Source organism: Lignipirellula cremea, assembly GCF_056501455.1.
Genome location: NZ_CM151415.1, coordinates 2,818,949 through 2,841,594 on the forward strand (window position 1 = coordinate 2,818,949; position 22,646 = coordinate 2,841,594).

19 protein-coding genes are annotated in these 22,646 nt (G+C 65.3%); 14 read left to right on the forward strand and 5 right to left on the reverse strand.

Going from position 1 to position 22,646, the window contains the following annotated elements; genetic code table 11:
- Nucleotides 1-41: 41 nt before the first annotated feature.
- Nucleotides 42-2,510 carry a transglutaminase TgpA family protein gene (locus tag SH602x_RS11050; protein WP_479476843.1) on the reverse strand — a complete coding sequence of 823 codons (2,469 nt, stop codon included), beginning with the start codon at nucleotides 2,508-2,510 and terminating at the stop codon, nucleotides 42-44.
- Nucleotides 2,511-2,634: 124 nt separating this feature from the next.
- Here SH602x_RS11050 and fhcD point away from each other — a divergent pair, with 124 nt between their 5' ends.
- The 6 genes from fhcD to SH602x_RS11080 all read left to right on the forward strand — a co-directional run bounded on the left by fhcD (nucleotide 2,635) and on the right by SH602x_RS11080 (nucleotide 8,442).
- Nucleotides 2,635-3,537, forward strand: a complete 903-nt coding sequence (gene fhcD / locus SH602x_RS11055; protein WP_479476844.1) for a formylmethanofuran--tetrahydromethanopterin N-formyltransferase — start codon at nucleotides 2,635-2,637, stop codon at nucleotides 3,535-3,537.
- A 177-nt stretch (nucleotides 3,538-3,714) separates the two neighbouring features.
- Entirely contained in the window at nucleotides 3,715-4,710 is a 996-nt protein-coding gene (locus SH602x_RS11060; RefSeq protein ID WP_479476845.1) for a GDP-L-fucose synthase family protein, read from the forward strand.
- Nucleotides 4,707-5,786 (forward strand): GDP-mannose 4,6-dehydratase, encoded by a 1,080-nt coding sequence (gmd, locus tag SH602x_RS11065; protein WP_479468386.1) that lies wholly within the window; start codon nucleotides 4,707-4,709, stop codon nucleotides 5,784-5,786. The genes SH602x_RS11060 and gmd overlap by 4 nt, the downstream gene beginning before the upstream one ends.
- 120 nt (nucleotides 5,787-5,906) lie before the next feature.
- The gene (proC, locus tag SH602x_RS11070; protein WP_479476846.1) at nucleotides 5,907-6,713 is read left to right on the forward strand and encodes a pyrroline-5-carboxylate reductase; all 807 of its coding nucleotides are present in this window, start codon (nucleotides 5,907-5,909) and stop codon (nucleotides 6,711-6,713) included.
- 181 nt (nucleotides 6,714-6,894) lie between these two features.
- The gene (locus SH602x_RS11075; RefSeq protein ID WP_479468384.1) at nucleotides 6,895-7,131 is read left to right on the forward strand and encodes a hypothetical protein; all 237 of its coding nucleotides are present in this window, start codon (nucleotides 6,895-6,897) and stop codon (nucleotides 7,129-7,131) included.
- Between the two features lie 282 nt (nucleotides 7,132-7,413).
- On the forward strand, nucleotides 7,414-8,442 hold the full coding sequence (locus SH602x_RS11080; protein ID WP_479468383.1) for a PIN/TRAM domain-containing protein: 1,029 nt from the start codon (nucleotides 7,414-7,416) through the stop codon (nucleotides 8,440-8,442).
- Nucleotides 8,443-8,594: 152 nt separating this feature from the next.
- On the opposite strand, the gene argS is transcribed toward SH602x_RS11080, so the two are convergent.
- Complete coding sequence (gene argS / locus SH602x_RS11085; protein ID WP_479476847.1) at nucleotides 8,595-10,595, reverse strand: arginine--tRNA ligase; 2,001 nt, start codon at nucleotides 10,593-10,595, stop codon at nucleotides 8,595-8,597.
- 172 nt (nucleotides 10,596-10,767) lie between these two features.
- Here argS and SH602x_RS11090 point away from each other — a divergent pair, with 172 nt between their 5' ends.
- On the forward strand, nucleotides 10,768-11,511 hold the full coding sequence (locus SH602x_RS11090) for a hypothetical protein (protein ID WP_479476848.1): 744 nt from the start codon (nucleotides 10,768-10,770) through the stop codon (nucleotides 11,509-11,511).
- Between the two features lie 77 nt (nucleotides 11,512-11,588).
- Here the strand turns inward: SH602x_RS11090 and rsfS are convergent, their stop codons facing one another.
- Nucleotides 11,589-11,999, reverse strand: coding sequence for a ribosome silencing factor (gene rsfS, locus SH602x_RS11095; RefSeq protein ID WP_479476849.1), 411 nt, complete (start codon nucleotides 11,997-11,999; stop codon nucleotides 11,589-11,591).
- Nucleotides 12,000-12,247: 248 nt separating this feature from the next.
- On the opposite strand from rsfS, the gene bcp reads away from it, so the two are divergent.
- The 7 genes from bcp (at nucleotide 12,248) to SH602x_RS11130 (ending at nucleotide 18,824) form a co-directional block, all read left to right on the forward strand.
- Nucleotides 12,248-12,730 carry a thioredoxin-dependent thiol peroxidase gene (gene bcp / locus SH602x_RS11100; RefSeq protein WP_479476850.1) on the forward strand — a complete coding sequence of 161 codons (483 nt, stop codon included), beginning with the start codon at nucleotides 12,248-12,250 and terminating at the stop codon, nucleotides 12,728-12,730.
- A 230-nt stretch (nucleotides 12,731-12,960) separates the two neighbouring features.
- On the forward strand, nucleotides 12,961-13,527 hold the full coding sequence (locus SH602x_RS11105) for a hypothetical protein (RefSeq protein ID WP_479476851.1): 567 nt from the start codon (nucleotides 12,961-12,963) through the stop codon (nucleotides 13,525-13,527).
- A gap of 39 nt (nucleotides 13,528-13,566) precedes the next feature.
- A complete protein-coding gene (locus SH602x_RS11110) occupies nucleotides 13,567-13,860 on the forward strand; it encodes a hypothetical protein (protein WP_479476852.1) in 294 nt (97 codons plus the stop codon).
- Between the two features lie 64 nt (nucleotides 13,861-13,924).
- The gene (gene pyrF / locus SH602x_RS11115; protein WP_479476853.1) at nucleotides 13,925-14,845 is read left to right on the forward strand and encodes an orotidine-5'-phosphate decarboxylase; all 921 of its coding nucleotides are present in this window, start codon (nucleotides 13,925-13,927) and stop codon (nucleotides 14,843-14,845) included.
- 46 nt (nucleotides 14,846-14,891) lie between these two features.
- A complete protein-coding gene (locus SH602x_RS11120; protein WP_479476854.1) occupies nucleotides 14,892-15,326 on the forward strand; it encodes a nucleotide pyrophosphohydrolase in 435 nt (144 codons plus the stop codon).
- A gap of 573 nt (nucleotides 15,327-15,899) precedes the next feature.
- Complete coding sequence (locus tag SH602x_RS11125; RefSeq protein ID WP_479476855.1) at nucleotides 15,900-18,470, forward strand: AAA family ATPase; 2,571 nt, start codon at nucleotides 15,900-15,902, stop codon at nucleotides 18,468-18,470.
- A 42-nt stretch (nucleotides 18,471-18,512) separates the two neighbouring features.
- Nucleotides 18,513-18,824 carry a hypothetical protein gene (locus SH602x_RS11130; protein WP_479476856.1) on the forward strand — a complete coding sequence of 104 codons (312 nt, stop codon included), beginning with the start codon at nucleotides 18,513-18,515 and terminating at the stop codon, nucleotides 18,822-18,824.
- Here the strand turns inward: SH602x_RS11130 and SH602x_RS11135 are convergent.
- Together SH602x_RS11135 and SH602x_RS11140 are read right to left on the reverse strand one after the other, a co-directional pair.
- Complete coding sequence (locus SH602x_RS11135) at nucleotides 18,783-19,943, reverse strand: acetyl-CoA C-acyltransferase (RefSeq protein ID WP_479476857.1); 1,161 nt, start codon at nucleotides 19,941-19,943, stop codon at nucleotides 18,783-18,785. The genes SH602x_RS11130 and SH602x_RS11135 overlap by 42 nt on opposite strands.
- Nucleotides 19,944-20,157: 214 nt before the next feature.
- A complete protein-coding gene (locus tag SH602x_RS11140) occupies nucleotides 20,158-22,314 on the reverse strand; it encodes a 3-hydroxyacyl-CoA dehydrogenase NAD-binding domain-containing protein (RefSeq protein WP_479476858.1) in 2,157 nt (718 codons plus the stop codon).
- Nucleotides 22,315-22,646: the final 332 nt, after the last annotated feature.

The window sequence follows — 22,646 nt, forward strand, 5'->3', positions numbered from 1 at the left end:
CTGACACCCCCCGCTCAGAAGGCCGCATGGAGAGTCGATCGCTATGCGGGCTTCGCGGCGATCTGGCGGAGCCAGGTCTCGCGCGCCTGAACCAGGCGCGTGCGCAGGTCGGAGGCCCGACTTTCGTCGATCACGCGGGCGCCGAAGCGACGCTCGTGATAGAGAGCCAGCGACTCGCCGAACGCCGGCTCCTCCTGCGGCAAGCCGGGGGTCTCGCGCCAGACTCGCTGCGCCCGGTCGATCCATTCGGCCACCGTTTCGCCCGTCTGACGCTCGTCGGCCACCGTTTCCAGCAGATCGGAGAGCGCCGCGAAGAACTTGCCGAGCGGACGCGCCCGGGCTGACGGGTCGAAGTCGGGCAGACGGGCCGCCTTGCGACGCCTGCCGTCCGCATCAGGGCGTCGACGACGATAGAGGTAGAAGAGCGCTCCGCCGATCCCGATGACGAGGGCTCCGACCGGGACGATCGCCGGGCCGGAGCGGACGACGAAGTCGATTCCCGCCCGGATGCGCGCGGCGATGCCCCACTGGTCGACCGCTTCGGAGGCGTTCTCGCTCAAAGGATCGAAGAGTTGCTCCCGCTGCGTTTCCGAGTTCATCGAGATGACGTAGTCGGTCCAGAGCAGTTGGGCGTAGTCGAAGAACTGCAGTCCGCGGTCGATCCAGTCGCTCGTCGCCGTCGTCGAGGCGTCCGACGTCAAGGGAGTGGGATCGAGGCGCAAGTAGGCCCCGATGATCGTGCGGTCGACCGGACGATCTTCCGACGTGATCTCGTGGGGCCAAAGCTGCGCCTCGACCCAGGCGTGGGCGTCGCGCTGGCGCACCTGGAAGTAGTTGCCCAGCGGGTTGAACTCTTCCGGGCGATAGCCGACGACGATTCGCGCGGGGATGCCCTGGCTGCGAAGCATCAGGCAGAGCGCGCCGGCGAAGTACTCGCAGTGACCGCTCTTGTGATTGACGAGAAAGTCCTCGATCGGATCGAGGGTCGGGTCGCGCCGGACTTCGGAGAAGTCGGTCGTGTACGTATATTCGCCGCTCTGCAGAAAGTGGAGCGACAGCGTGCGGGCCTTCTCCTCGGCGAGGCCCCCCTGCATGTTCGCTTCCCGCAGGATCTCGCGGGCCTTCTCGACCAGTCGCGGAAAGCGTTCGAATCCGTCCTGTCGATCGCCGAAGGGCGCGATCAACTCCTTGCGTTCGCGGTGCATGGACAGAATCGCCATCGAACCGGACGACCAACTGACGTCGCTGCGGATGGGACGGATCGGGTCGTGCAGCCCCCGTTCGAAACCGCCGACGCCGAGGACGTACCGAAACGCCTCGACGCGGTCGTCGTCCCGACCCCGACGAAGCAGCGAACCCGTCCGGTCGAGATACTTGACCCTTTCGTCCTCTTCGTCGAGTCGGTAGGGGTCGAAGACGCTGAAGAGCGTGCGGGTCTCGCTCGGCTCCAGCAGGATGTCCTGCCGGACGACCTCCGCTCCGATCGGCGGCAGGGGAAGCTGCTCGCCCTCGCGGGGATTGATGGGCTCGCGCGTGGTCCAGAAGGGTTTGCCGTCGACCCCGTCGAGGTACTTCGTCAGTACGGCGCCGCGAATATAGGGCGCGCCGATGGTCTGATAGGGAGCCCCGGTCTGCGGATCGGAGAACGCGATTCGCATCACCTTCTCGTCGCTGTGCAGCAGGGAACTCATCTCGTCGAGGGTGATCTGATCGGAGAAGCCGATCGACTTGCTCTCGCCCGCGTGTCGTCCCTGCCAGGACTGTCCGGCCATGCGCGGCAGGCTGAAGAAGACGAGCGCGCCGAACGCCAGGCTCGTCGCCGCCATCGCGAAGGCCGGCCGCAGCAGGCGGACGCTCATCAGCCGGGCCTGCACGTCCGCGACGGTCTCCCGACGGACGAGCGCCGCGCCGTCGCCTGCCAGAGCGAACGCTCCGCCCCCGGCGAATTCCCGGGCGGCTCTTCGCGAGGCTGACGCAGGCGCCCCTTCGCCATCGAGACCCTCTCCCTCGCCCGCCAGTCGTAGCGACTCCCGGTAGGCGAAGAAGAAGGCCATCCCGGTCGCGGACAGGATCAGATAGACGACGAGGAGCGCGCCGAATTCAGGGCCCAGGTTCAGCGCCGACGCGACGACGATCTCCAGCAGGCTCAGAACCGCGAGCAGCCAGTATTTGCGGACGTCCTTCTTCTGAAACAGCAGAATGATCTGCAGGTAGATCAGGAGATTCGCGATCGACAGGAGTTGCCGGATCGGATCGAGGCCGCTGGTATACCGGCTGATGAACTCCCACATCCCGTAGCTGAGCGCCACGAGCGCCGCGAGATTGGCGAGCGCCCGATGCAGCCGGAAGATGCCGAGCCAGTCGGTCAGGACGAGCGAGGCGACCGCGCAGACGACGGTGACCAGGCTCTTGGTGATCGTCTGCTGGCCCAGATCGAGAGCGACGCTGCCCGCGACGACGAGGGCGGCCATGTTGGCTTGCAGCCAGGGTTCGACGTTCGGACGCTTCATCGCCGGCCTTTCCCGAAGGCGAGTCGAGAAGTCGGCTCCTCGCGAACCTCGCCGCGGATCATTATAAGAGAGCCGCCCGACGAAGACCTCCTTCGCTCGGCTCCTCGTCCCTGGCGAATCGATCGTGCTCAATCTCGGTTCCGTCGAAATCGACGACACGTTCGCCGAGGCGTTCGGAATGGCCTGGTGCCGGATCGTCGTCACCGCGACGAACGAGCGCTGGCTGGGCCACGCCGAACGAGCGTTCGCCGGCTACGCCTGTTCGGTGATCGCCTGCGACGCCGAGGTCGGTCGCGAGCGGGGCCTCTCCGCCGAGGAGTCTCCCGACGGCAGGCCCGCCGCGGCGATGCTCTGTTTCGGCATGAACGCGGATCGTCTGGCGAAAGCGGTCGTCAACCGGACCGGGCAGTGTCTGATGACATGTCCCACGACTGCCGTCTTCGGCGACTTGTCCGTGGGCGCCGCCGCCGGAAAGCGTTTCTCGATCGGGAAGTCGCTGCGATACTTCGGCGACGGGTTTCAGAAGAGCAAGAAGCTGGGCGATCGCCGCTTCTGGCGCGTCCCCGTTATGGACGGCGAGTTTCTCGTCGAGGAAGCGACCGGCTTCGCGACGGGCGTCGCCGGGGGGAACCTGATCTTCCAGGGTCGCGACGAGGCGTCGGCTCTCGCTGCCGCGGAGCGGGCCGTCGATGCGGTCCGCGATCTGCCGAACGTGATCGCTCCCTTTCCGGGGGGCATCGCCCGCAGCGGCAGCAAAGTCGGTTCGCGGTACAAGGGCCTGGTCGCCTCGACCGCCGACGCCTTCTGCCCGACGCTGCGAGGACGCGTCGAAAGTCGCCTGCATCCCGAGGCGAACTGCGCCTATGAACTGGTCGTGAACGGCATCGACGAAACCGCCGTTCGCGAAGCGATGCGGATCGCCTTGAAGGCGGCTGCCGAGGAACCGATTCTGCGGATCTCCGCCGGGAATTACGGCGGCAAACTCGGGAAGCATCACATCCGCCTTGCCGAATTGCTGGACGGCTGACGCTCTCGCCGCGCCGGTCGCGACGGATGCGCTCGTGATGCGGGCAGGGGAGTCTGTGCGGCCGCACCGCTTTGGCGTCGTTCTTGTTCGCGTCCGCAAGCGCGGAGGTATGCTAAAGGGCTCGACTTACTCCGCCCGAACCTGCGTCCTCCGCGAGCCGAACTCGCGCTCTCCTTCATGTCGGTCCCGTACGACGCCCCCATTTTCGTCGCCGGCCATCGCGGTCTGGTCGGATCGGCGTGCGTGCGCCGGTTTCAGGCCGCCGGCTGCACGAATCTGCTGACGGCGTCGCGGCACGAACTCGATCTGCGGGACGCGACCGCGGTCGCGCGATGGTTCAGCGACAACCGACCCCAGTACGTGCTGCTGGCTGCCGGAACGGTGGGCGGGATCTGGGCCAACGCGAACTACCCGGTCGACTTCCTCCGCGACAACCTGCTGATTCATGCGAACGTCCTGGCGGCGGCGCATGAGGCGGACGTCCGGAAGCTGCTTTATCTCGGCAGTTCGTGCATCTACCCGCGGGAAGCGCCGCAGCCGATGCGCGAGGAGTACCTCCTGACCGGGCCGCTCGAACCGACGAACGAACCGTACGCCATCGCCAAAATCGCGGGCATCAAGCTCTGCGACGCCTACCGCCAGCAATACGGTCGCGACTTTCGATCGGCCATGCCGACGAACCTTTACGGCCCCTTCGACCGCTTCGACGTCGAACGGTCGCACGTCATCCCGGCGCTGATGCTGAAGTTTCATCAGGCTCGCGTCCGCGGCGAGGACCACGTCACGATCTGGGGCACCGGTCGTCCCAGGCGGGAGTTCCTGTACGTCGACGATCTGGCCGACGCCTGCTGGTTCCTGCTCGATCGCGACTTCGACGCGTCGTTCGTGAACGTCGGGGTCGGCGAGGACGTCACGATCCGCGAACTGGCGGAAACGCTGCGCGATCTGATCCATCCCGACGCCGAACTTCGGTTCGACGAATCGAAGCCGGACGGCACGCCGCGGAAACTGCTCGACGTGACGAAGATCCATGACCTCGGCTGGCGACCGAACGTCGGACTGCGCGAAGGACTGACGCGAACGTACGCCTGGTTTCTCGAGAACGTCGCTGGCGGAACCGACTTCGCCGACAGCCCCTCGCCGCTCGCTTCCTCCGGTCCGGATTCGCGATGACCCTAGTCGACTACCCGCCGCGAAACGGCAAACGAGCGCTCGTCACGGGCATCACCGGGCAGGACGGTTCGTACCTGACCGAGTTGCTGCTCGCGAAGGGCTACGAAGTCTTCGGCGTCATCCGCCGGTCGTCGTCGTTCAACACGGGGCGCATCGATCACCTGTATCAGGATCCGCACGAACCCGACGTCCGGCTCAAGCTGCGCTACGGCGACCTGTCCGATTCTTCGGCCTTGTCGGCGGTTCTGCGCGAAGTGCAGCCGCACGAGATCTACAACCTCGGCGCTCAGTCGCACGTGAAGGTGAGCTTCGAACTGCCGGAGTACACGGCGGACGTGACCGGGCTCGGCACGCTGCGACTGCTGCATGCGATGCGGGATATCTGCCCCGAGGCGAAGTTCTATCAGGCTTCGTCGTCGGAACTGTACGGCAAGGTGCGGGAAACGCCGCAGACGGAGACGACGCCGTTCTACCCGCGAAGCCCGTACGCCGTCGCCAAGGCCTTCGCCTTCGACATCGTGCGGAACTATCGCGAGTCGTACGGCCTGTTCGCTTCGAACGGCATTCTGTTCAACCATGAGTCGCCGCGGCGGGGGATCACCTTCGTCACGCGGAAGATCACGCTCGCAGCCGCACGCATCGCGCGGGGCCAGCAGGAGCGGCTCTATCTTGGCAATCTCGACGCCTTTCGCGACTGGGGCTTCGCGGGCGACTACGTCGAAGCCATGTGGGCCATGATGCAGGCGAAGGAAGCCGAGGACTTCGTCATCGCTACCGGCGAGACCCACTCGGTTCGAGAATTCTGCGAGCTCGCGTTCGCCGAAGTCGGACTGCCGTTGAACTGGGAAGGGCAGGGCGAGAGCGAGCGGGGCGTCTGCGCCGACGGACGAACGCTCGTCGCGGTCGACAAGCGCTACTTCCGACCGGCGGAGGTCGACCTGCTCGTGGGCGACGCGACGAAGGCGAAGAACGTCCTCGGCTGGTCCCCCCGGGTGACGTTCGAAGAACTCGTCGCCATGATGGTGCAGGCCGACGTCAAGCTTTGCGAATCCGGCCTGACGCACGAGCGGGTCTGACCGTCGCGCGGCGAACCGTCTGTCTGGCGAGCGGAGGGTGTAAGCCCTCCGTGCTTTTTCGACGAGCGGCTGGGACACGGAGGGCTTACACCCTCCGCTCGCCGGGAAAAGGAAACTAACGTGACCGCAATCGGGTTCGTCGGCGGGGGGCAGATGGCGCGGGCGCTTGCGTCCGGATTCTCGCGCGCGGGAATGCTGTCGGGAACGGACCTGCTTGCGACCGAGCCGTACGACGCCGCGTGGACGTCGTTCGCCGAAGCCGTCCCGTCGGCGCAACGTACCGAATCGAATGGACAACTCGCCTCGCAGGCGGACCAGGTCTGGCTCTGCGTCAAACCTCAGGCGTTCGGCGCCGTCGCGGCTGAGCTTCGCGGCAAACTGAAGCCGGACGCGCTGGTGATTTCCATTCTGGCGGGCGTGTCGCTTGAACGACTGTCGAGCGAACTTGGACATCGAAGAGTCGTCCGCGTGATGCCGAACACTCCGGCACTGGTTCTGGCGGGCGCGTCTGCTTTCTGCGCGACGCCGGAAGTGAGCGCCGAAGAACGTCGCCGCGTGCAGGAGGCCCTCTCTGCGGTCGGCACGGCGTACGAAGTGAGCGAGTCGCAGATGGACGCGGTGACCGGCCTTTCGGGGTCGGGTCCGGCGTTCGTGTTCGTCGCCATCGAAGCGCTCGCCGACGGCGGCGTTCTCGCCGGACTGCCGCGCCCGCTGGCGTTGTCGCTGGCGACGCAGACCGTGTTCGGCGCCGCGAAGCTGGCGTCGGAATCGGGCAAGCATCCCGGTGAACTGAAGGACCAGGTCGCCAGCCCGGGCGGAACGACGATCGCCGGTCTCGCGACGCTCGAGGATCGCGGTTTCCGCGGCGCTCTCATCGCCGCCGTCGCCGCCGCCGCCCGACGCAGCGCCGAACTCGGTTCGAAATGACGCTCGCCGACTCGCCGTCGTTTCGACCGGCGGCTTTCCCGCCGCACCCGGGATCCGTGGACGAGGCGCCTGGGCGATTGCCGGAGGCTGTTCCTGCCCGGACGGCGGTCGTAGACAGCCTGTAGGGGTCGAACTATGATCGAGCCCGAATCGCCGCCGTCAGCCGCTGAAAGCCGCTTGGATGCCGAAGATCTTTTGCCGCGTGGATGACAAGCACGTCCCGCTCTACCGCGTTCTGTGGGTGGGCGACGTGCCGCATTTCTGCGGCGAAGAAGATTGCACTCGCGAAGGCCAGTACGAGATCCGCCTGGAAGCGGACGAGTCCGTCTGGGCCTCCCGACAGGAGCGCGACGAAATGCTCTCCGCTCTCGAAACGTGGGCCGGAGAGCAGTTCGGAAGCGACGAGTACGGGACGTAGCCCGCTCTGCCGCGTTCCGTGCCGCTCGGGCATCCTGAAAGCGATTCTGCCGCCTGAGGTTCGGCGGATTGCCCGGACTTCGTCGATTCGACGCTAGGCGTCGAGGCATTTTCGACGGTAGAATGCCCCTTTATCTTCGGAACTTGCGCGAATAACGCAGCGTTCGGAACCCTCTGTTCAGGTTCCGCTCGTGCGTACGTTCGACGTAACGTTCATCGGCGGCCTACTCGCTTCATCGCCCTTCATTCCGTGGCCGCTGCTCGTTCGCACAGGACCGGATCCATGATGATCTGGATACTGCGCGGCGTCTTCCTGCTCGTTTCGGCGGGCGTGGGCGTGACGCTGGCTCGCAGCAATTCGTTGCCCTCTCTGGGCCCCCTGATGACCTTCATCGGGGTCGTGGGGCTTTCGGTCGTCATCGTCATCGGCGACGTCCTGATCCGACGCAAGCGGATCGACCTGATCAGCGGCATCTACTTCGGCACGCTGATGGGCATCTGCATGACGACGCTCATCACGCTGGCGGTGTCGCCGTGGTTCTCCGAGTCGGAGTGGACCCAGATTCGCGGTCCGGTCACGCTCATCCTGGGAACGTCGCTCGTCTATATCTGCATCTCGATCCTGTTGCAGACGAAGGACGACTTCCGCTTCCTGATTCCCTACGTCGAGTTCCAGAAGGATCTGAAGGGCGCCAAGCCCTATATCCTGGACACCAGCGTCGTCATCGACGGGCGCATCGCCGACATCGTGGAGACCGGCATCGTCGACAACCAGTTGATCATGCCCCGGTTCATCCTGAACGAACTGCAGTCGGTCGCCGATTCGAACGATCGGCTCCGCCGCGCTCGCGGTCGTCGGGGGCTCGACGTGCTCAATCGCCTGCGCGGGAACAAGCAGGTCGAATTGAAGATCTACGAGCGCGAGCATCCGGAGATGGAGGGCCAGCCCGTCGACATGAAGCTGGTCATGCTGGCCAAGGCGCTCGACGGCAAGGTCGTGACGGGCGACTACAACCTGAACAAGGTCGCCCGACTGCAGAACGTCGCTGTCGTGAACCTCAACGACGTCGCCAACTCGCTGAAGCCCGTCTTCCTGCCGGGCGAGGAGTTCGAGGTCCGCATCATCAAGCCGGGCGAGGAGATCAGCCAGGGCGTGGGCTATCTCGACGACGGCACGATGATCGTCGTCGAAGGCGCTCGCGACCGAATCGGCGAGAACATCCGCCTGACCGTGACGAGCGTCCTTCAGACCAGCGCCGGACGGATGATCTTCGGCCGCTTCGTCGGCCCCGTCACTTCGCAGCGGCATTAGGCCGACGGTCTTTGGCGAGCGGAGGGTGTGAGCCCTCTGTGTCTACCCTTCGACACGTGCGCGAGGCGCCTCTCTTAAGACAGGCGCCTCGTGGCCGCTTTAGCGGGTTGACGGTTCGTGGCAGGCGGGGCGCCTGCCTACAAGAATCCCGCCTACATCCGTTCGACGACCTGAATCCCGAGCAGGTCGAGGCCCTTCTTCAGCGTGCGGGCGGTCAGCAGGGCAAGGACGAGACGCCGTTCGCGATCGGCGGAATCGACGTCGGATCGCAGGATCGGGCACTCGTCGTAGAACCGGGCGAACGTCTGGGCCAGCACGTAGAGATAGTTGACCAGCGAGTTCGGATAGTACTCCGCCGTTGCGCTGGCGATCGCTTCGTCGAACCGCAACAGTTCCAGCGCCAGGGGACGCTCCTCCGCCGCGAGCTGCGTCAGGTCGGGCTTCGACGCGGCGACTGTCTCGAGCGAAATACCTCCCTTGCGGAAGATGCTCGCGACGCGGGCGTAGGAATACTGCAGGTAGGTCGCCGTGTTCCCCTGAAAGGCGACCATCTTCTCGGCGTCGTAGACGTAGTCGCTGGTCCGGTTGTGCGACAGGTCGGCGTACTTCACCGCGGCATGGCCGACGGTCCAGGCGACCTGCCGGCGTTCGTCTTCGGATAGCTCCGGACCGTTGGGCTTGGCGTCGTCGTTCTCTTTGACGACGGCGTAGGCCCGTTCGACCGCTTCGTCGAGCAAGCCTTCCAGACCTTCCGCCGTGCCCGATCGCGTCTTGTAGGGTTTGCCGTCCTTGCCCAGCACGGTGCCGAACTTGACGTGGACGTATCGCGGGCGGTCGTAGCCCCAGGCCTTCGCGACCGCGAAGAGCTTGTCGAAGTGCTCGCTCTGCCGGTGGTCGACGACGTACAGGATCTCGTCGGGTCGCCACGTCTCCTCGCGGAACGCGATCGTCGCCAGGTCGGTCGTCGCGTACAGGAACGCCCCGTCCTGCTTGCGGACGATCATCGGAGTCTCGAACTCGTCAAGGAAGACGCACGTCGCCCCCTGACTCGGTCGGGCGAGACCCTTCTGACTGAGCGACTCGACCACTCCTGCCAGGCGATCGTGATAGAAGCTTTCGCCGTACTCGTGGTCGAAGGAGACGCCCAGCCGATCGTAAACGCGGCGGATTTCGTCGCGGCAGTGCGGCAGAAACTGATGCCAGAGCGCGAGGTTCTCCGCGTCGCCTTCGTGCAGCTTGCTCGTTTCTTCGAGAACGGCCTGATCGATCCGCGGATGCTCGGCAGCGAGCTTCGACAGCGTCGCGTCGCTCTCGATATCGGCGATCTTCTTTGCGACCTCGGCCAGATCGGCGCTCGCCTCGTCAAGCTGACGCTTCGCCTTGTCGACGTTCTTCTGCGCCTTCTTCTTTTCCTTTTCGTCGCTCGGACTCGCGACTTCCGCGGTCGCGACGGCAAGAGCTTCCTGGCGACGCGCGACTTCGCGTTCTTTCTCCGGCAGTTCGCGATCGACGGCTTCGCGATAGCCGACCAGCTTGCTGACGAGTTTGTAGAGGCGCGACAGTTCCTGCACCGGCTGCTTCGCGTAGGCTTCGTCGTTACGGAAATGCTTCCACCCGTACAGGATCATCCCGAACTGGGTGCCCCAGTCGCCGAGATGGTTGTCGGTCACGACGCGGTGCCCTTGGAACCGCAGCATCCGCGAGATGGCGTCGCCGATGACGGTCGAGCGAATGTGGCCGACGTGCATCGGCTTGGCGACGTTCGGCGACGAGTAGTCGACGACGACGGTCTTCGGCTGAGCGACCGGTTCGACGCCCAGCCGTTCGTCGGCCTGCATGGCCGACAGTCGCTGCGCGAGAGCTTCAGATTTCAGCCGCAGATTGACGAAGCCGGGGCCGGCGATCTCGGGCGTCTCGCACAGGTCGCCAAGTTCGACGGCGGCGACCAGTTCCTGCGCGATCTCGCGAGGAGGACGCTTCGTCTTGTTGCCCAGGACCAGCGCACAGTTCGCCTGGTAGTCGCCGAACTGCGCGTTTTGCGCAGGGCGAATCATGTCGAGCAGCGCCGGCAGATCCTCGGCAGGCGCCAGACGGGCGAGCGCGGCGGCGAAGCGGTCGCGAAGCGTCTCCAGCAGGCTCATCGGCGTCGTCATTTCGTCGGACCAAGGCGCGGAAAGGGCGTATTCTACGCCGCATAGTCGATGACGACAGGCGCCGCGAGGGGAGACTCGCATCGCCGCCGGTTCGCGTACAGTAGATAGAGAGTCTCCTTCGCTCGCAGTCGCGAACGGTTGCGGGCTCATTCAAGAGAAGCGGAAAACTGCGATGAAGTTCCATCCGTTCGCCTTCTGGCTCGTTCTGGGGATCGCTTGCCTGGGCGCTTCGCTCTCGATGACCGGTCAGGCGGGAATGCTCGCGATCGAGGCGATCGCGTCCGCACAGAAGCCGGACGAATCTCCGCAGGCGGTCGATACGCCGGAAAACGCCGAGGTTCCCGAAGCGACGACTCCGTCCGACGCGTCTGAGCCCGTCGCGGTCGAGCCGGCGGAACCCGCCCCGGCGGTGAACGATCGGGTGGAGGGCGCACTCGACGACGCGGAGAAGCAGGTCGACGCCGTCGCGAAGCAGGTGGACGAAAACGAGACCGCGAAGCAGATCAGCGCCGGAATCCTGCAACCGATCTATGCGTTGGCCGAGCGGATGGCGTTTTCGTGGTTCTACTGGCTCGCGTTCGCGGCGATGGCGACGGGCGTCGTTTCGTACGCGTTGCAGCTCGTACTCGGGAAACTGGTCGTTCTGACGCGCATGAGCTTCAGCCTGACGGAGATCCTGTCGGACACGCTCGGGCTGGCGATCAGCGTGGTGGGACTGGTGCTGACGACGCAGGCCGCGGCGGAGAACTCCGCCTTCACGACCAGTTCGTTCGCCGTGCTCTCGGCGACGCTGGTGGGCATCCTGGCGGGGATCGTCTTCTACCTCTGGGGCCAGTCGCAGGAACTGGCCGCCGCCAAGGGACGCTGGCTATCGGCGGCGGAGGATCGACTGGTCGAGAAGAATAAGCCCGTCTGAGCTCACGAAAAAACCCGCTCGAGCTGCCGGGCAGCGATCGAGCGGGTTTTCGGTGATTTCAGGACGCAGCGGCGTCGCTACTTCAGCCCGGCGAGCGTCTGGGTCAGATCGACGCGTTTGGCGTCGGCCCAGAGATTCTCGAGGCTGTAGAACATCCGCGTCTCTTCGTCGAAGAGGTGAATCACGACGTCGCCGTAGTCGAGGACGATCCAGCGTCCTTCCTGCTTGCCGGCCACGTTCAGGCGCGTGTCGCCCATGTCCTCTTCGAGCTTCCGGTCGATTTCCTCGCTCATCGCGACGACCTGTCGCCGGCTATTTCCCGTCGCGATGACGAGATAGTCGAACAGGTCCGTCAGAGGACGCATGTCGAGGAGAAGAATGTCGGACCCGCGAAGTTCCCCGGCAGTGCGCGCCGCAGCGAGAGCCCGGTCCAGACTGCTGTAGCTCGTTTGACGTTGAGCGGGGGTTCGCAAAGCGACCTGTTCCATTTCGAGTGCCGTATCCGGCGGGAAAGAGCGTGTCTCCAGAGAACATTATCCTCTCTTTGGAGACCGGCGGGAGGCGCCAGGTTCCGCCCGGACGACGGAATTTTCGCGATCTTCCCCGCCCGGAACGTCGGATTCTCCGTCTCGCAGGCGCTTTCCGAAGTTGCCGCCGGGACGCGACGCTCGGTCGAAACGAGTAGAATCCGCGCGATTCGGGCCCTTCCGACAAGTTCACGGAGCGTACGACGACGATGGCTGACTGGATCGAAGAAGGCGCTGCCGCGCCTGAGTTTTCGCTCCCCTCGCAGGACGGGAAGAAGATCTCTCTGAAGGGTCTGCGGGGAAAACCGGTCGTGCTGTACTTCTATCCGAAGGACGACACGCCTGGCTGCACGAAGCAGGCGTGCGCGTTTCGCGACCGCAGCGAAGATTTCAAGGCCCTCGGCGCCGTGGTTCTGGGCGTCAGCGGCGACGACGTCGACAGCCATCGCAAGTTCGCGGGCAAGTTCGAGCTGAACTTTCCGTTGCTCGCCGACGAAGGGTTCGCCGTGTCGGAGAAGTACGGCGCCTACCGCGAAAAGAACATGTACGGCAAAAAGTCGATGGGCATCCAGCGCTCGACGTTTCTGATCGACGCCCAGGGGAAGGTCGCCCGGGTCTGGAAGCGGGTCAGCGTGGACGGCCACGATGAACAGACGCTCGAGGCGCTCCGAAAGCTGACGACAGCGGAGTGAGCCTGACAGCCGCAGAGTAAGCGGGGAGTTTCCGTTTCCCGGGCGTCGTTCGCTTTACGTTCTGCGACCGCGCTTTGCGTCCTGCGACCGCACGGTAGAATCGGCGTGCGCGGTCTCCGGGAGCGGCCCTTCGACCCGCGTTTCGGCTGGCAGAAGAGTTCTGCCATAGACTGCCGGATACAGCGCTCCCAATTGCCGCTTTCGCAACGTCCCGTCGGAGTCGCCCCGTCATGTCGCAGTATCCGTCGAATTTCGGTCAACAGCCGGGCGGGCCGTCTCCGGCGCCAGGTATGCCGAGCGGCTCGCCGTACGCCAACTCCCCGCAACAACCGGCCCCGAAGAAGGGACCGAACTGGCTGCTCATCATCGGCATCATCGTCGGCGTGCTCGCCTTGGGCGGAGCCGGTCTCGGCGTCTGTTGCTGCGGCGGCGGAGCGGCGATGTTCGGCACGGCCATGCAGATGAACGCCGACGCGGTCGCGGCCTCCGTACGAAACGATTCCGTCGTTCAGGAGCACATCGGCGATATCACGTCGATCGAACTGAACTTCGAAGAGTCCGCAGCGGCCAGCGAGAGCGGCCCCCAGCGATTCGCATACGACGTAACAGGCTCGAAGGGGAGCGGCCTGCTCGTCGTCGAAACCAACAATAACGTCGAGAGCATGGAGATTTACTCTGGCGAGCTGAATCTGCCTAACGGCGAAACTCACTACCTCAACGTCCCTGGAAACGACGGCGTCGAGGCATTCGAAACCGGCGACGCCGATATGACGGAAAGCGGCGAAGTCTCGCCGTGACCGTGGATCCGATCTGATTTGTTCGACCGGGAGCGATTGATGAAGGTTTTCGCGGCGGATCGCCCCGACGTGCCGCCGATCGAGATGCCGGACCGTTTCCGGACGGAAATCGTTTACTTCGCGGAAGCGTCCGACGCGGCGCCTCCGCCGCCCCTGACGCCGGGCGAGTATTACGTCCCGCAGGCATCCGCCGCGGAGTTTCTCGACACGCTCGTGATCGAGATCATTTCGCCGCTCGCCGCCTCGTCCGCGGAAGTGGACGTCTCCGAAGACCAGGAGCGGTGGCTCCGCTGGATGCTGGACCATGGGGTAGAGCGCGTCCGCTGCGGCTAGCGGAAGGCCGCTTGGCGAAACGCGTACGCGGATCGGGCTTCGAAGCTTGCAGAGAGAGGTGGTTATGGGTTCGTCGTTCTCCGATCGTCTTGCCGAAGCCGTGCGTCGCACGCGAACGCCGCTCGTCGTCGGAATCGATCCTCGCGCTGATCGCCTGCCGCAGTCGCTCCTGCCGAAAGAGGCATACGGCGATCACGCGGCCGTAGCCGAAGCGTACGCGACCTTCGGCGAAGCGATCGTCGAGATCGCCGCGGGACGCGTTTGCGCGGTGAAGCCTCAACTCGCCTTTTTCGAAGAGTGCGGACCCGCGGGAGCGACGGCGCTGGCGAGAATCGCGAAGGCTGCCCGGGAGCGGGGCGTGCTCGTGATCTTCGACGGCAAACGCAGCGACATCGACAGCACGGCGGAAGGCTACGCCCGGGCCTATCTCGGCGCGAAGAGCGTCTGGGGAGCCGATGCGCTGACGGTGAGTCCCTACCTCGGCGGCGATAGCCTCGACCCCTTCGAACGGGTCGCGGTGGAACAGGACGCCGGCCTGTTCGTCCTGGTGAAGACGTCGAACCCGGGCGGGGCCATGTTCCAGGACCTGCAACTGGGCGAGCGTCGCCTGTACGAACATGTCGCCGCCTACGTCGAGGAACGGGCGAAGGCGACGGCGGGCGATTGCGGCTACGGCGCGATGGGCGCCGTGGTAGGCGCCACCTACCCCGCACAGCTTGAGCAGCTTCGTGGCGAAATGCCGAGCGCCTGGTTCCTCATTCCGGGCTTCGGAGCGCAAGGGGGCGCAGCGAGCGAGATCGTGCCGGCCTGGGACGAGCAGGGCCTGGGAGGCGTCGTGAACAGTTCGCGAAAGATCATTTTCGCCTACCGCGATGCGCCGCACGCCGCGAAGTTCGGCGAAGCGGACTGGAAGGGCGCCGTCTCCGCGGCGATCGACGACGCTCGCGGCGCCTTCTCCGCGGCCCATTCCGCTTTCTCCGCCTGATCCGCCGGGGGGATCGATGACCGAACGACGCGACGGGGACGAATCCATGCCCGACGAACCCCCCGCCGCGACGGGCGACTCTGAGGCGACGATCGCCGAACTTCGCCAGGTCATGCGAACGTTCGTGGCCGAGCGGAACTGGCAGAAGTTCCACGCCCCGAAGAATCTGGCGATGGCGCTGGCGATCGAGGCGGCGGAGCTAATGGAGCGATTCCAGTGGCTCGACGTCGCCGAATCGCGCGCCGTGCCGCCGGATTCGCCCGAGGCGGAAGCCATTCGGGAGGAGGTGGCCGACGTGTTCTGCTACACGCTCGCGATCGCCAACGAGATCGGATTCGACCTCTCGGATGCGTTCGCGCGGAAGATGGAGAAGAACCGTCAGAAGTACCCTGCCGACGAATTCCGCGGTCGTTTCGGGAAAGACGACGCTCGTCCCGTCGAGCCGAAGTCAGACGACGATCCGCGAGGCGCCGGTGCCTAGTTGTTAGGCGCCTCGCCCTGCATAGCTCGAGTGAGGGAAAGCCACTCGAAGATCACTAAGGTGAGATACCGGTCCTTAAAAGGCGTTCTGTGCGTCTTAAAGGTTTTTAGATTTTTATTCCACGTTCGGCGCGCCGTTTCCTATATCTGCTCATCCGACGCCACTGCGGCGGTTGGTTTGACGGTGGGAGAGGACGGCAAATCAAATTTTTCCGCAGTGGCGTCTTTTTCTGACGCTAACGAGGCTCCGGATCTTCGCGATCCGGAGCCTTTTTTCGTTTCTGCGTCCGACGATTCCCGTTCCCCTCCAAAGTCGCCGCGAACGATCTACGTCTCGCCGAGGGTCGCCCGTCTATAATTGGGCGAACGCAGCCATCGAACCGGATGGACGCCGCGAACCGAGCGAACGCGGGATGCGTCTGAGCTGAGGGAAGTTCCGAGCGGGAAGCGCCCCGACTCGTGCAGCACCGGACTCCAGGAGGACATGCCGGCTGGTTGATCGCATTATTTCAGAAGTCCGCCGGACCGCCCGGCGCGTGGACTTTCGCCGTATCGTCGACGAGGAACGCACGCCATGAAGAAGAAGGTCCGCAAACTGCTGAAGGCGTCGCGTGCCGGTCGCGAAGGGGCGTTCGACGAGCTGCTGCTCGAACTGGTCGAAGAGGGCCCGCTGACGCTCGAAGCGCTGGAGGGGCTCAGCCGTTCGCCGGACGATCTGCTGCGTCGGGCAGCGGTGTCGCTCGCCCGGCAACTGGACGACCCGACCGACTTCGTCACGCTGGTCGGCGCCGATCTCGTTCACGATCCGTCGGAAGAGGTTCGCTTCCGCTTCGCTTCGCTCGCCGTTTCGTCGCCCGAAACGCTCCGGCAGTTCCCCAGCTTCGCGAAGGCGATGCTGCTCGACAGCGAATCGCCTCGCGTGCGGTTGGTCGCGATCGAGCCCGCTGCCGAATTGCCCGAGATGATGGAAGACGTGCTGGACCGACTGGAACGCGACGACGCGTGGAAAGTCCGCCAGCAGGCCGCCTGGAGCGCCGCCGCGTATTCTCCCGCCAAGGCGGTCGAGCCGCTGCTGCGCCGGATCGTCGAAGACTCCGACGACGACGTGAAGAAGGCCTGCATCGACACGCTCCGTCGCTATTCCGAATTGCCCGATTCGCCGCTGACGTCGATCGAGCCCGACCTGACGCTGGCCGGGAAGGCGCTGAAGGCGATCGAGGAACTGCTGGAACTTCCGCCGACGCTGGTGCAGAAGTGGCTTCAGGGCCGCTGTGCCGAACAGATCGACCTGTCGGAGGTCCGCAAGTACGGCTACCTGCTGACCGACCCCAAGCGACTCGAAACGGCGCCGCGCGTGCACGGTCGCGAAGAGGCGGTCGACGCCGTCATCAGTCGGCTGTTCGGCGAGACGCCGCGCGCGGTCGTCGTGATCGGGCCGACCGGCAGCGGCAAGACCGCCGTCATTCAGGAGGTCGCCCGGCAGTTGGCGACGCGGGAAGAGAATCCCTGGCACGTCATCGAGATCAAGCCGACCGACTTCCTGACGGGCACCCGTTATCTGGGCGAGTGGGAGACGCGTCTCGATTCCATCGTCAAGGCGATCCGCGATCCCAAGCCGGTCGTGCTCTACGTGCCGAACGTCGAGGAGCTAGTCTGGATCGGGCGATCGAGCTGCTCGGAAAGCAACGTCGCGCATGCTCTCTCCCCGATGATCGAACGGGGCGAGGTCGTCATCCTCGGCGAATCGACCGAGGAGGCGTTCCAGCGCGGCGTCGGCGCCCAGCCCTCGCTCAGACGGCTGTTTCACGCGTACCACCTGCAACCCACGTCGGAGAGCGAAACGAAGACCATCCTGCGTCGCTTCGCCGAGGAGCAGAAGATCGAGTTCGAGGACAACCTGCTCGACCGGGCGCTGGAGTTGTCCCCGCTCTACCGCGTCGGCGCGTCCGAGCCGGGCGCCGCCGTCGATCTGCTGCGAAGCGCGGCCGCTCTCAGGAAGCCGAACGAACGAATCGAGGAGAGTCACCTGCTGTCGGCGATCCAGAAGTCGACCGGCATGCGGACCGAGTTCTTCGACGATAGGGTGTCGATCCGCACCGACGAGGTCCGACACTTCTTCGACGAGCGGATCGTCGGCCAGAACGAGGCGGTCGCCGCGTCGGTCGATCTGGTCACGATGATCAAGGCGGGACTCAACGACCCGCGTCGTCCCTACGGCGCGTTCCTGTTCGTCGGACCGACCGGCGTCGGCAAAACGGAAACGGCGCGGACCCTGGCGGATTATTGCTTCGGTTCGCCCGACCGGATGCTGCGACTCGACATGAGCGAGTACGCGACGTACGACTCGTACGAGCGCCTGATCGGCAAGTTCAATCAGCCCGGCCTCCTGACCGGTCCGATCAAGAACCGGCCCTTCACGCTGGTGCTGCTCGACGAGATCGAGAAGGCCCATTACAACGTCTTCGACCTCTGCCTGCAGATCTTCGACGCCGGTCGCCTGACGGACGTGCAGGGTTCCGTCGCGAACTTCCGCCACACGATGTTCGTGATGACGTCCAACGTCGGCGCGGCCCGGCTGGCCGAGTCGCCGATGGGCTTCGGACCGGAGCAGGTGACGGCCCTCGAAGGCAAGGCGCTCGATAAGGAACTCCGCCGGCACTTTCGTCCGGAGTTTCTCAACCGCCTCGACCGGATCGTGCCGTTCCGCGGACTGTCGGAAGCGTCGGTGCGGGAGATCGCCCGTCGAGAACTGGACAAGTCGATGCTGCGCAGCGGCCTGAAGCGTCGCAAGATGCAGGTCGAGGTGAGCGCCGAGGTGGAGAAACTCCTCTTCGCCGAGGGTTACTCCCCGATGTACGGCGCCCGGGAGATGAAGCGGACGATCGAGAAGCGGGCGCTGCAACCGCTGGCCAAGGCGCTGGCCGAGGGGACGTATCCGCCCGGCGCTTCGCTGAAACTGGTTCTCGACAAGAACGACGTCGTCGTGCGGCAGGTCGAACCGGCGGCTCCTGCCGGCAAATCGGTCTCCGACAAGACGCCCGACGCGAAGCCTGCCGCCGAGAAGGCGCCGCGGGAAAAGGCTTCGCCGCGCAAGTCGGTTGCCTCGGCGACGAAGAAGAAGAAGGCGAAGGGTCAGACGACGTAGTTCGCGGCGCCCGTCGTCGCGGATGAAGCGATCGAGGAGGCGATGACGAAGGTGCGTCCGTTCGGCGATCTGAAGAGCCCCGTCCTGCTGCATCTGAAGGGCTGGCTCTTCTTGGCCCTCGGCGTCATCGCGGCAGGTTTGCTGCTGTACGAGTCGCCCGACCTGCGAACCGTCGCCCTGCTCGCGATCTGCGTCTGGGCGTTTTGTCGGTGGTACTACTTTCTTTTCTACGTCATCGAGCGCTACGCCGGCGGAGAACGCTACGCCGGGCTGTTCGATTACGTGAAACGCACGGCCTTCGCGAAGCGGGTTTCACTCGATCCGCTCGAACAACGTCGCGATGCCTTGCCCTAGACCGATGCACATGGTGGCGATGCCGTAGCGGGCTTTGCGATCGCGCATGGCGTGCAGCAGCGTGCAGGCGATCCGCGCTCCGCTGGCCCCGAGCGGATGTCCGATCGCGATCGACCCGCCGCGGACGTTAATCTTTTCGTCAGGGATCCCCAGTTCCCGCTGGCAGACCAGCGCCTGGACGGCGAAGGCCTCGTTCAGTTCGAACAGGTCGACGTCGTCGATCGAGAGCCCGGCACGGGAGAGAACTTTCTTCACGGCGGGAATCGGTCCGGTTCCCATGACGGACGGAGCCACGCCGACGACGGCGGTCGCGACCACGCGGGCCATCGGCTTCAAGCCCAGGTCGTCCGCCATCGCGCCGGACATCATCAGCAGCGCGGCGGCGCCGTCGTTGATCGGCGAACTGTTCCCCGCGGTGACCGTGCCGTACTTCGGCATGAAGACGGGCGGCAGCGCGGCGAGCGCCTCGAGCGACGTGTCGGAGCGGATGCACTGGTCCCGCGTCGCGACGATCGGGATGCCTTCTTCGTCATGCGCGTCGGTCGGCAGGATCTCCGCGTCGAATTCGCCGGCCTGCGTGGCGGCTTCGGCCTTCTGGTGGCTGGCGAAGGCGAAGGCGTCCTGATCTTCGCGCGAGACGCCCCGAGTCTGGGCCAGGTACTCAGCGGTGACGCCCATCATCAGGGCGCCCTTCGACGTGGCGCGAAAGAGCTTCGGATTGACGTCGATTCCGAAGTCCATCGGGACGTGCTGCATGTGCTCGAGCCCGCCGACGATCTGCACGTCCTCGGCGCCGGCGACGATCGCATGCGACGCCTGGTTGAGCGTCTGCAGACTGCTGCCGCAGAGCCGGTTGACCGTCGTGCCGCCGCAGGTATCGGGCAGTCCCGAGATGAGCGCCGTCGACCGGGCGACGTTCAGCCCCTGCTCGCGAGTCTGCTGCGTATTGCCCAGCAGCAGATCCTCGATCAGGCTCGGGTCGATGCCGGTCCGATCGAGCAGGGCCCTGACGCAGTGCGCGGCCAGGTCGTCGCTGCGGATGAAGCGGTAGTAGCCGCGGTCCGCATGCGCGCGGCCGATCGGCGTTCTGACGGCGTCGACGATGACGGGGGTTTTCATAGCAGAGCGCTTTCGACTCGATGGATCACATCGGTTTGGCGGTCAGTAATGATCGCCTTCTCCGTCGGGTGGCACTGGCTCTGCCAGTGTCGAACCGCAAGTTACGCTGTCCATGATGGTCGGTTCGAACAAGCCGCCGCACTGGCAACGCCAGCGCCACCCGAAGGAGCGGGACCTGACGACTCTCGCGAGACCATCTTCGACGACCAGTCAATCACGACGCCGCCGCGACCGGGGCGTCGGCGTAGAACTTTCTTCCTTCGCGAGCCATCGCGACGAGCGACTCGGGCGGCGCGAACCGCGGACCGCATCGTTCCAGCTTCGCGAGCTTCTTGAGGATGCCGTCCGCTCCGATGGAATCGGCCCAGAAGAGCAGCCCGCCGCGGAAGGGCGGAAAGCCGAGACCGAAGACCATGCCCAGGTCGACGTCGCGCGGATCGCGGACGATGTTCGCGTCGAGCGCCCGGACCGCCTCCAGCAGCATCGGCAGGATCAGCCGGTCGACCAGCGTCTCGCGATCGGGGGGCGGCCCGTTCGGCTTGCGATAGGTATCGAGCAGCTTCTCCGCGTCGGGATCGGGCGCAGGCTTGTTCTTCTTGCCGCTGTAGGCGAAGAAGCCCTTGCCGTTTTTCATGCCGAGGCGCCCCGACTTCACCATCGCAGGCAGGATCGGCGAGAGGACGATCCGGTCGGGGAACGCCTGCCAGACGGTCTTACCGGCGTATAGGGCCGTGTCCAGGCCGACCATGTCGTACAGTTCCAGCGGCCCCATCGGCATGCCGTAGGACTTCGCCGCGCGCTCGATGTCCTTCATCGGCACGCCCTCGGACAACAGTGCCAGCGCTTCGTTCATGTACGGGAACAGCAGCCGGTTGACCAGGAAGCCGGGGCCGTCGTTGACGACGACCGGCATCTTGCCGAGTCGCTTGGCGAAGGCGACCGCCATCGCGATCGCTTCGGGCGACGTCTTCTCTCCGCGGATCACCTCCACCAGCTTCATCCGACGGACCGGGTTGAAGAAGTGAATGCCGACGAACCGCTCGGGTCGCTTGAGAGGCTTCGCGAGTTCCGTGATCGGCAGCGTCGAGGTATTGGAGCCCAGGAAGGCGTTCTCGCCGACGATTTCTTCGAGCTGCGTCAGGAGCGCCTTCTTCGGCTCGCCCGCTTCGACGATCGCCTCGATGACCAGATCGCAATCCCGCAGGCTTTGCACGTCGGCCGCCTGATGCAGATGCGACGCGTGCTCGAGCGCCTTCTGCGGGTCGGGGCCTTTCAGCGTCTTGTCGAACGACGCCTCTTCGATCGCCTGTCGGGCGCCCCGGTCGAGCGACGCTTCCTGAGCGTCGACGACGCTGACCGGCACGCCCCGGCGGAGCGCCGCGCCGCAGATGCCCGACCCCATGATGCCGGCGCCGACGACGCCTAGCCGCTTGATCGCCGGCGGGGCGACGTCGGCTTCGACGCCGCGATCCTTCTTGTTGCGATCGGTCAGAAAGAACAGGTTCAGCAGGGCCCGGTTGACCGGCGAACCGAACAGCCTGGCCATCCCCTGCGCTTCGAGCGTCAGGGCCTCGTCCTCTTCCTGATACGCCGTCTGGCCCATCAGTTCGATCGCGGCGAGCGGCGCAGGATACTGCCCGGCGGTCTTCTCCTGGATGATGGCCGAGAACGTCGCGGCGAGGAACCCGAGTTCCGTTTCGTCGAACTTCAGCGGCGCGGCCCAGCGCTTGCGATCCGCCAGATACTCCTTCGACTCGGCTTCGCGTTCCGCCACGTCGAGCGCGGCCTGCTCCAGCCTCTCGGGCGGACACCGGTGCGTCGCCCAGCCTGACGAGAACGCCTCTTTCCCGGAGATCGATTCGCCGCCCGTGATCATTTCCAGGGCGTTGGACAGACCGACCAGTCTCGGAACGCGGACCGTTCCGCCCCAACCGGGATAGAGGCCGAGCTTCACCTCGGGGAAACCGATCTCCGTTCGTTCGCCGTCGGAGACGACGCGGCGGTCGCACCATGAGGCCATCTCGGCTCCGCCCCCGACGCAGACGCCGTGGATGGCGACGACAGTCGGGAAGGGCGTCTGCGAGAACCGGCGGAACAGGCTCTGCCCTCGCTGGCAGAGCTCGACGATTCGCTCCTGCGGCAGATCGATCTGCTCGGCGAACTCCCGCAAGTCGGCGCCGGCGATAAAGATCTCCGGCTTGGCGGAGATGATCACGAGCCCGCGGACGTCTGTCTTCGCGGTCAGTTCGTCCAGCCGCGATTCGATTTCCGCCAGGACATCCCGCGAAAGGATGTTGGCCGACTTCTCGGGCAGGTCGAGCGTCAGCAGGGCGATGCCGGGCCGTGGAAAGCTGAGTCGCGTCGCAGTCATGATCGTCCCCGGAGAAGCTCCCGCCTCGGGTCGGGCAGGCGCGGAGGTCTCCAGAGAATGCTATCGCTCGTCGCCCGGAGGGGAAAGGCGGCGAATCGGCTTCCGTTCCCTAGGGCGAGCCTCGGCCCGCCTGAGACCGCGCAGGCTCTCGAAGGGGAAGTCACTGGAACGTCCCAGCCCGTACGCATTCAAGACGTCTCGCCTCAGAGAGACCGTCTTCGAGTTTCTCCTGACCTCCGGCCTGCCCTCGTCAGCCGCTTGGTGACGCAGGCGATTACGGCTTCGCAGGATACCTGTAGCCGTGACGCATCGACCTCGCGTTCCTTGCCCTG

Coding starts and splice junctions, on each gene's coding strand:
- bcp (WP_479476850.1), top strand. CDS start 12,248: ATGGCTGACTGGATCGAAGAAGGCGCTGCCGCGCCTGAGTTTTCGCTC.
- SH602x_RS11135 (WP_479476857.1), bottom strand. CDS start 19,943: ATGAAAACCCCCGTCATCGTCGACGCCGTCAGAACGCCGATCGGCCGC.
- gmd (WP_479468386.1), top strand. CDS start 4,707: ATGACCCTAGTCGACTACCCGCCGCGAAACGGCAAACGAGCGCTCGTC.
- pyrF (WP_479476853.1), top strand. CDS start 13,925: ATGGGTTCGTCGTTCTCCGATCGTCTTGCCGAAGCCGTGCGTCGCACG.
- SH602x_RS11125 (WP_479476855.1), top strand. CDS start 15,900: ATGAAGAAGAAGGTCCGCAAACTGCTGAAGGCGTCGCGTGCCGGTCGC.
- SH602x_RS11110 (WP_479476852.1), top strand. CDS start 13,567: ATGAAGGTTTTCGCGGCGGATCGCCCCGACGTGCCGCCGATCGAGATG.
- SH602x_RS11105 (WP_479476851.1), top strand. CDS start 12,961: ATGTCGCAGTATCCGTCGAATTTCGGTCAACAGCCGGGCGGGCCGTCT.
- SH602x_RS11120 (WP_479476854.1), top strand. CDS start 14,892: ATGCCCGACGAACCCCCCGCCGCGACGGGCGACTCTGAGGCGACGATC.
- SH602x_RS11080 (WP_479468383.1), top strand. CDS start 7,414: ATGATGATCTGGATACTGCGCGGCGTCTTCCTGCTCGTTTCGGCGGGC.
- SH602x_RS11090 (WP_479476848.1), top strand. CDS start 10,768: ATGAAGTTCCATCCGTTCGCCTTCTGGCTCGTTCTGGGGATCGCTTGC.
- SH602x_RS11075 (WP_479468384.1), top strand. CDS start 6,895: ATGCCGAAGATCTTTTGCCGCGTGGATGACAAGCACGTCCCGCTCTAC.
- SH602x_RS11140 (WP_479476858.1), bottom strand. CDS start 22,314: ATGACTGCGACGCGACTCAGCTTTCCACGGCCCGGCATCGCCCTGCTG.
- SH602x_RS11130 (WP_479476856.1), top strand. CDS start 18,513: ATGACGAAGGTGCGTCCGTTCGGCGATCTGAAGAGCCCCGTCCTGCTG.
- SH602x_RS11050 (WP_479476843.1), bottom strand. CDS start 2,510: ATGAAGCGTCCGAACGTCGAACCCTGGCTGCAAGCCAACATGGCCGCC.
- SH602x_RS11060 (WP_479476845.1), top strand. CDS start 3,715: ATGTCGGTCCCGTACGACGCCCCCATTTTCGTCGCCGGCCATCGCGGT.
- argS (WP_479476847.1), bottom strand. CDS start 10,595: ATGACGACGCCGATGAGCCTGCTGGAGACGCTTCGCGACCGCTTCGCC.
- rsfS (WP_479476849.1), bottom strand. CDS start 11,999: ATGGAACAGGTCGCTTTGCGAACCCCCGCTCAACGTCAAACGAGCTAC.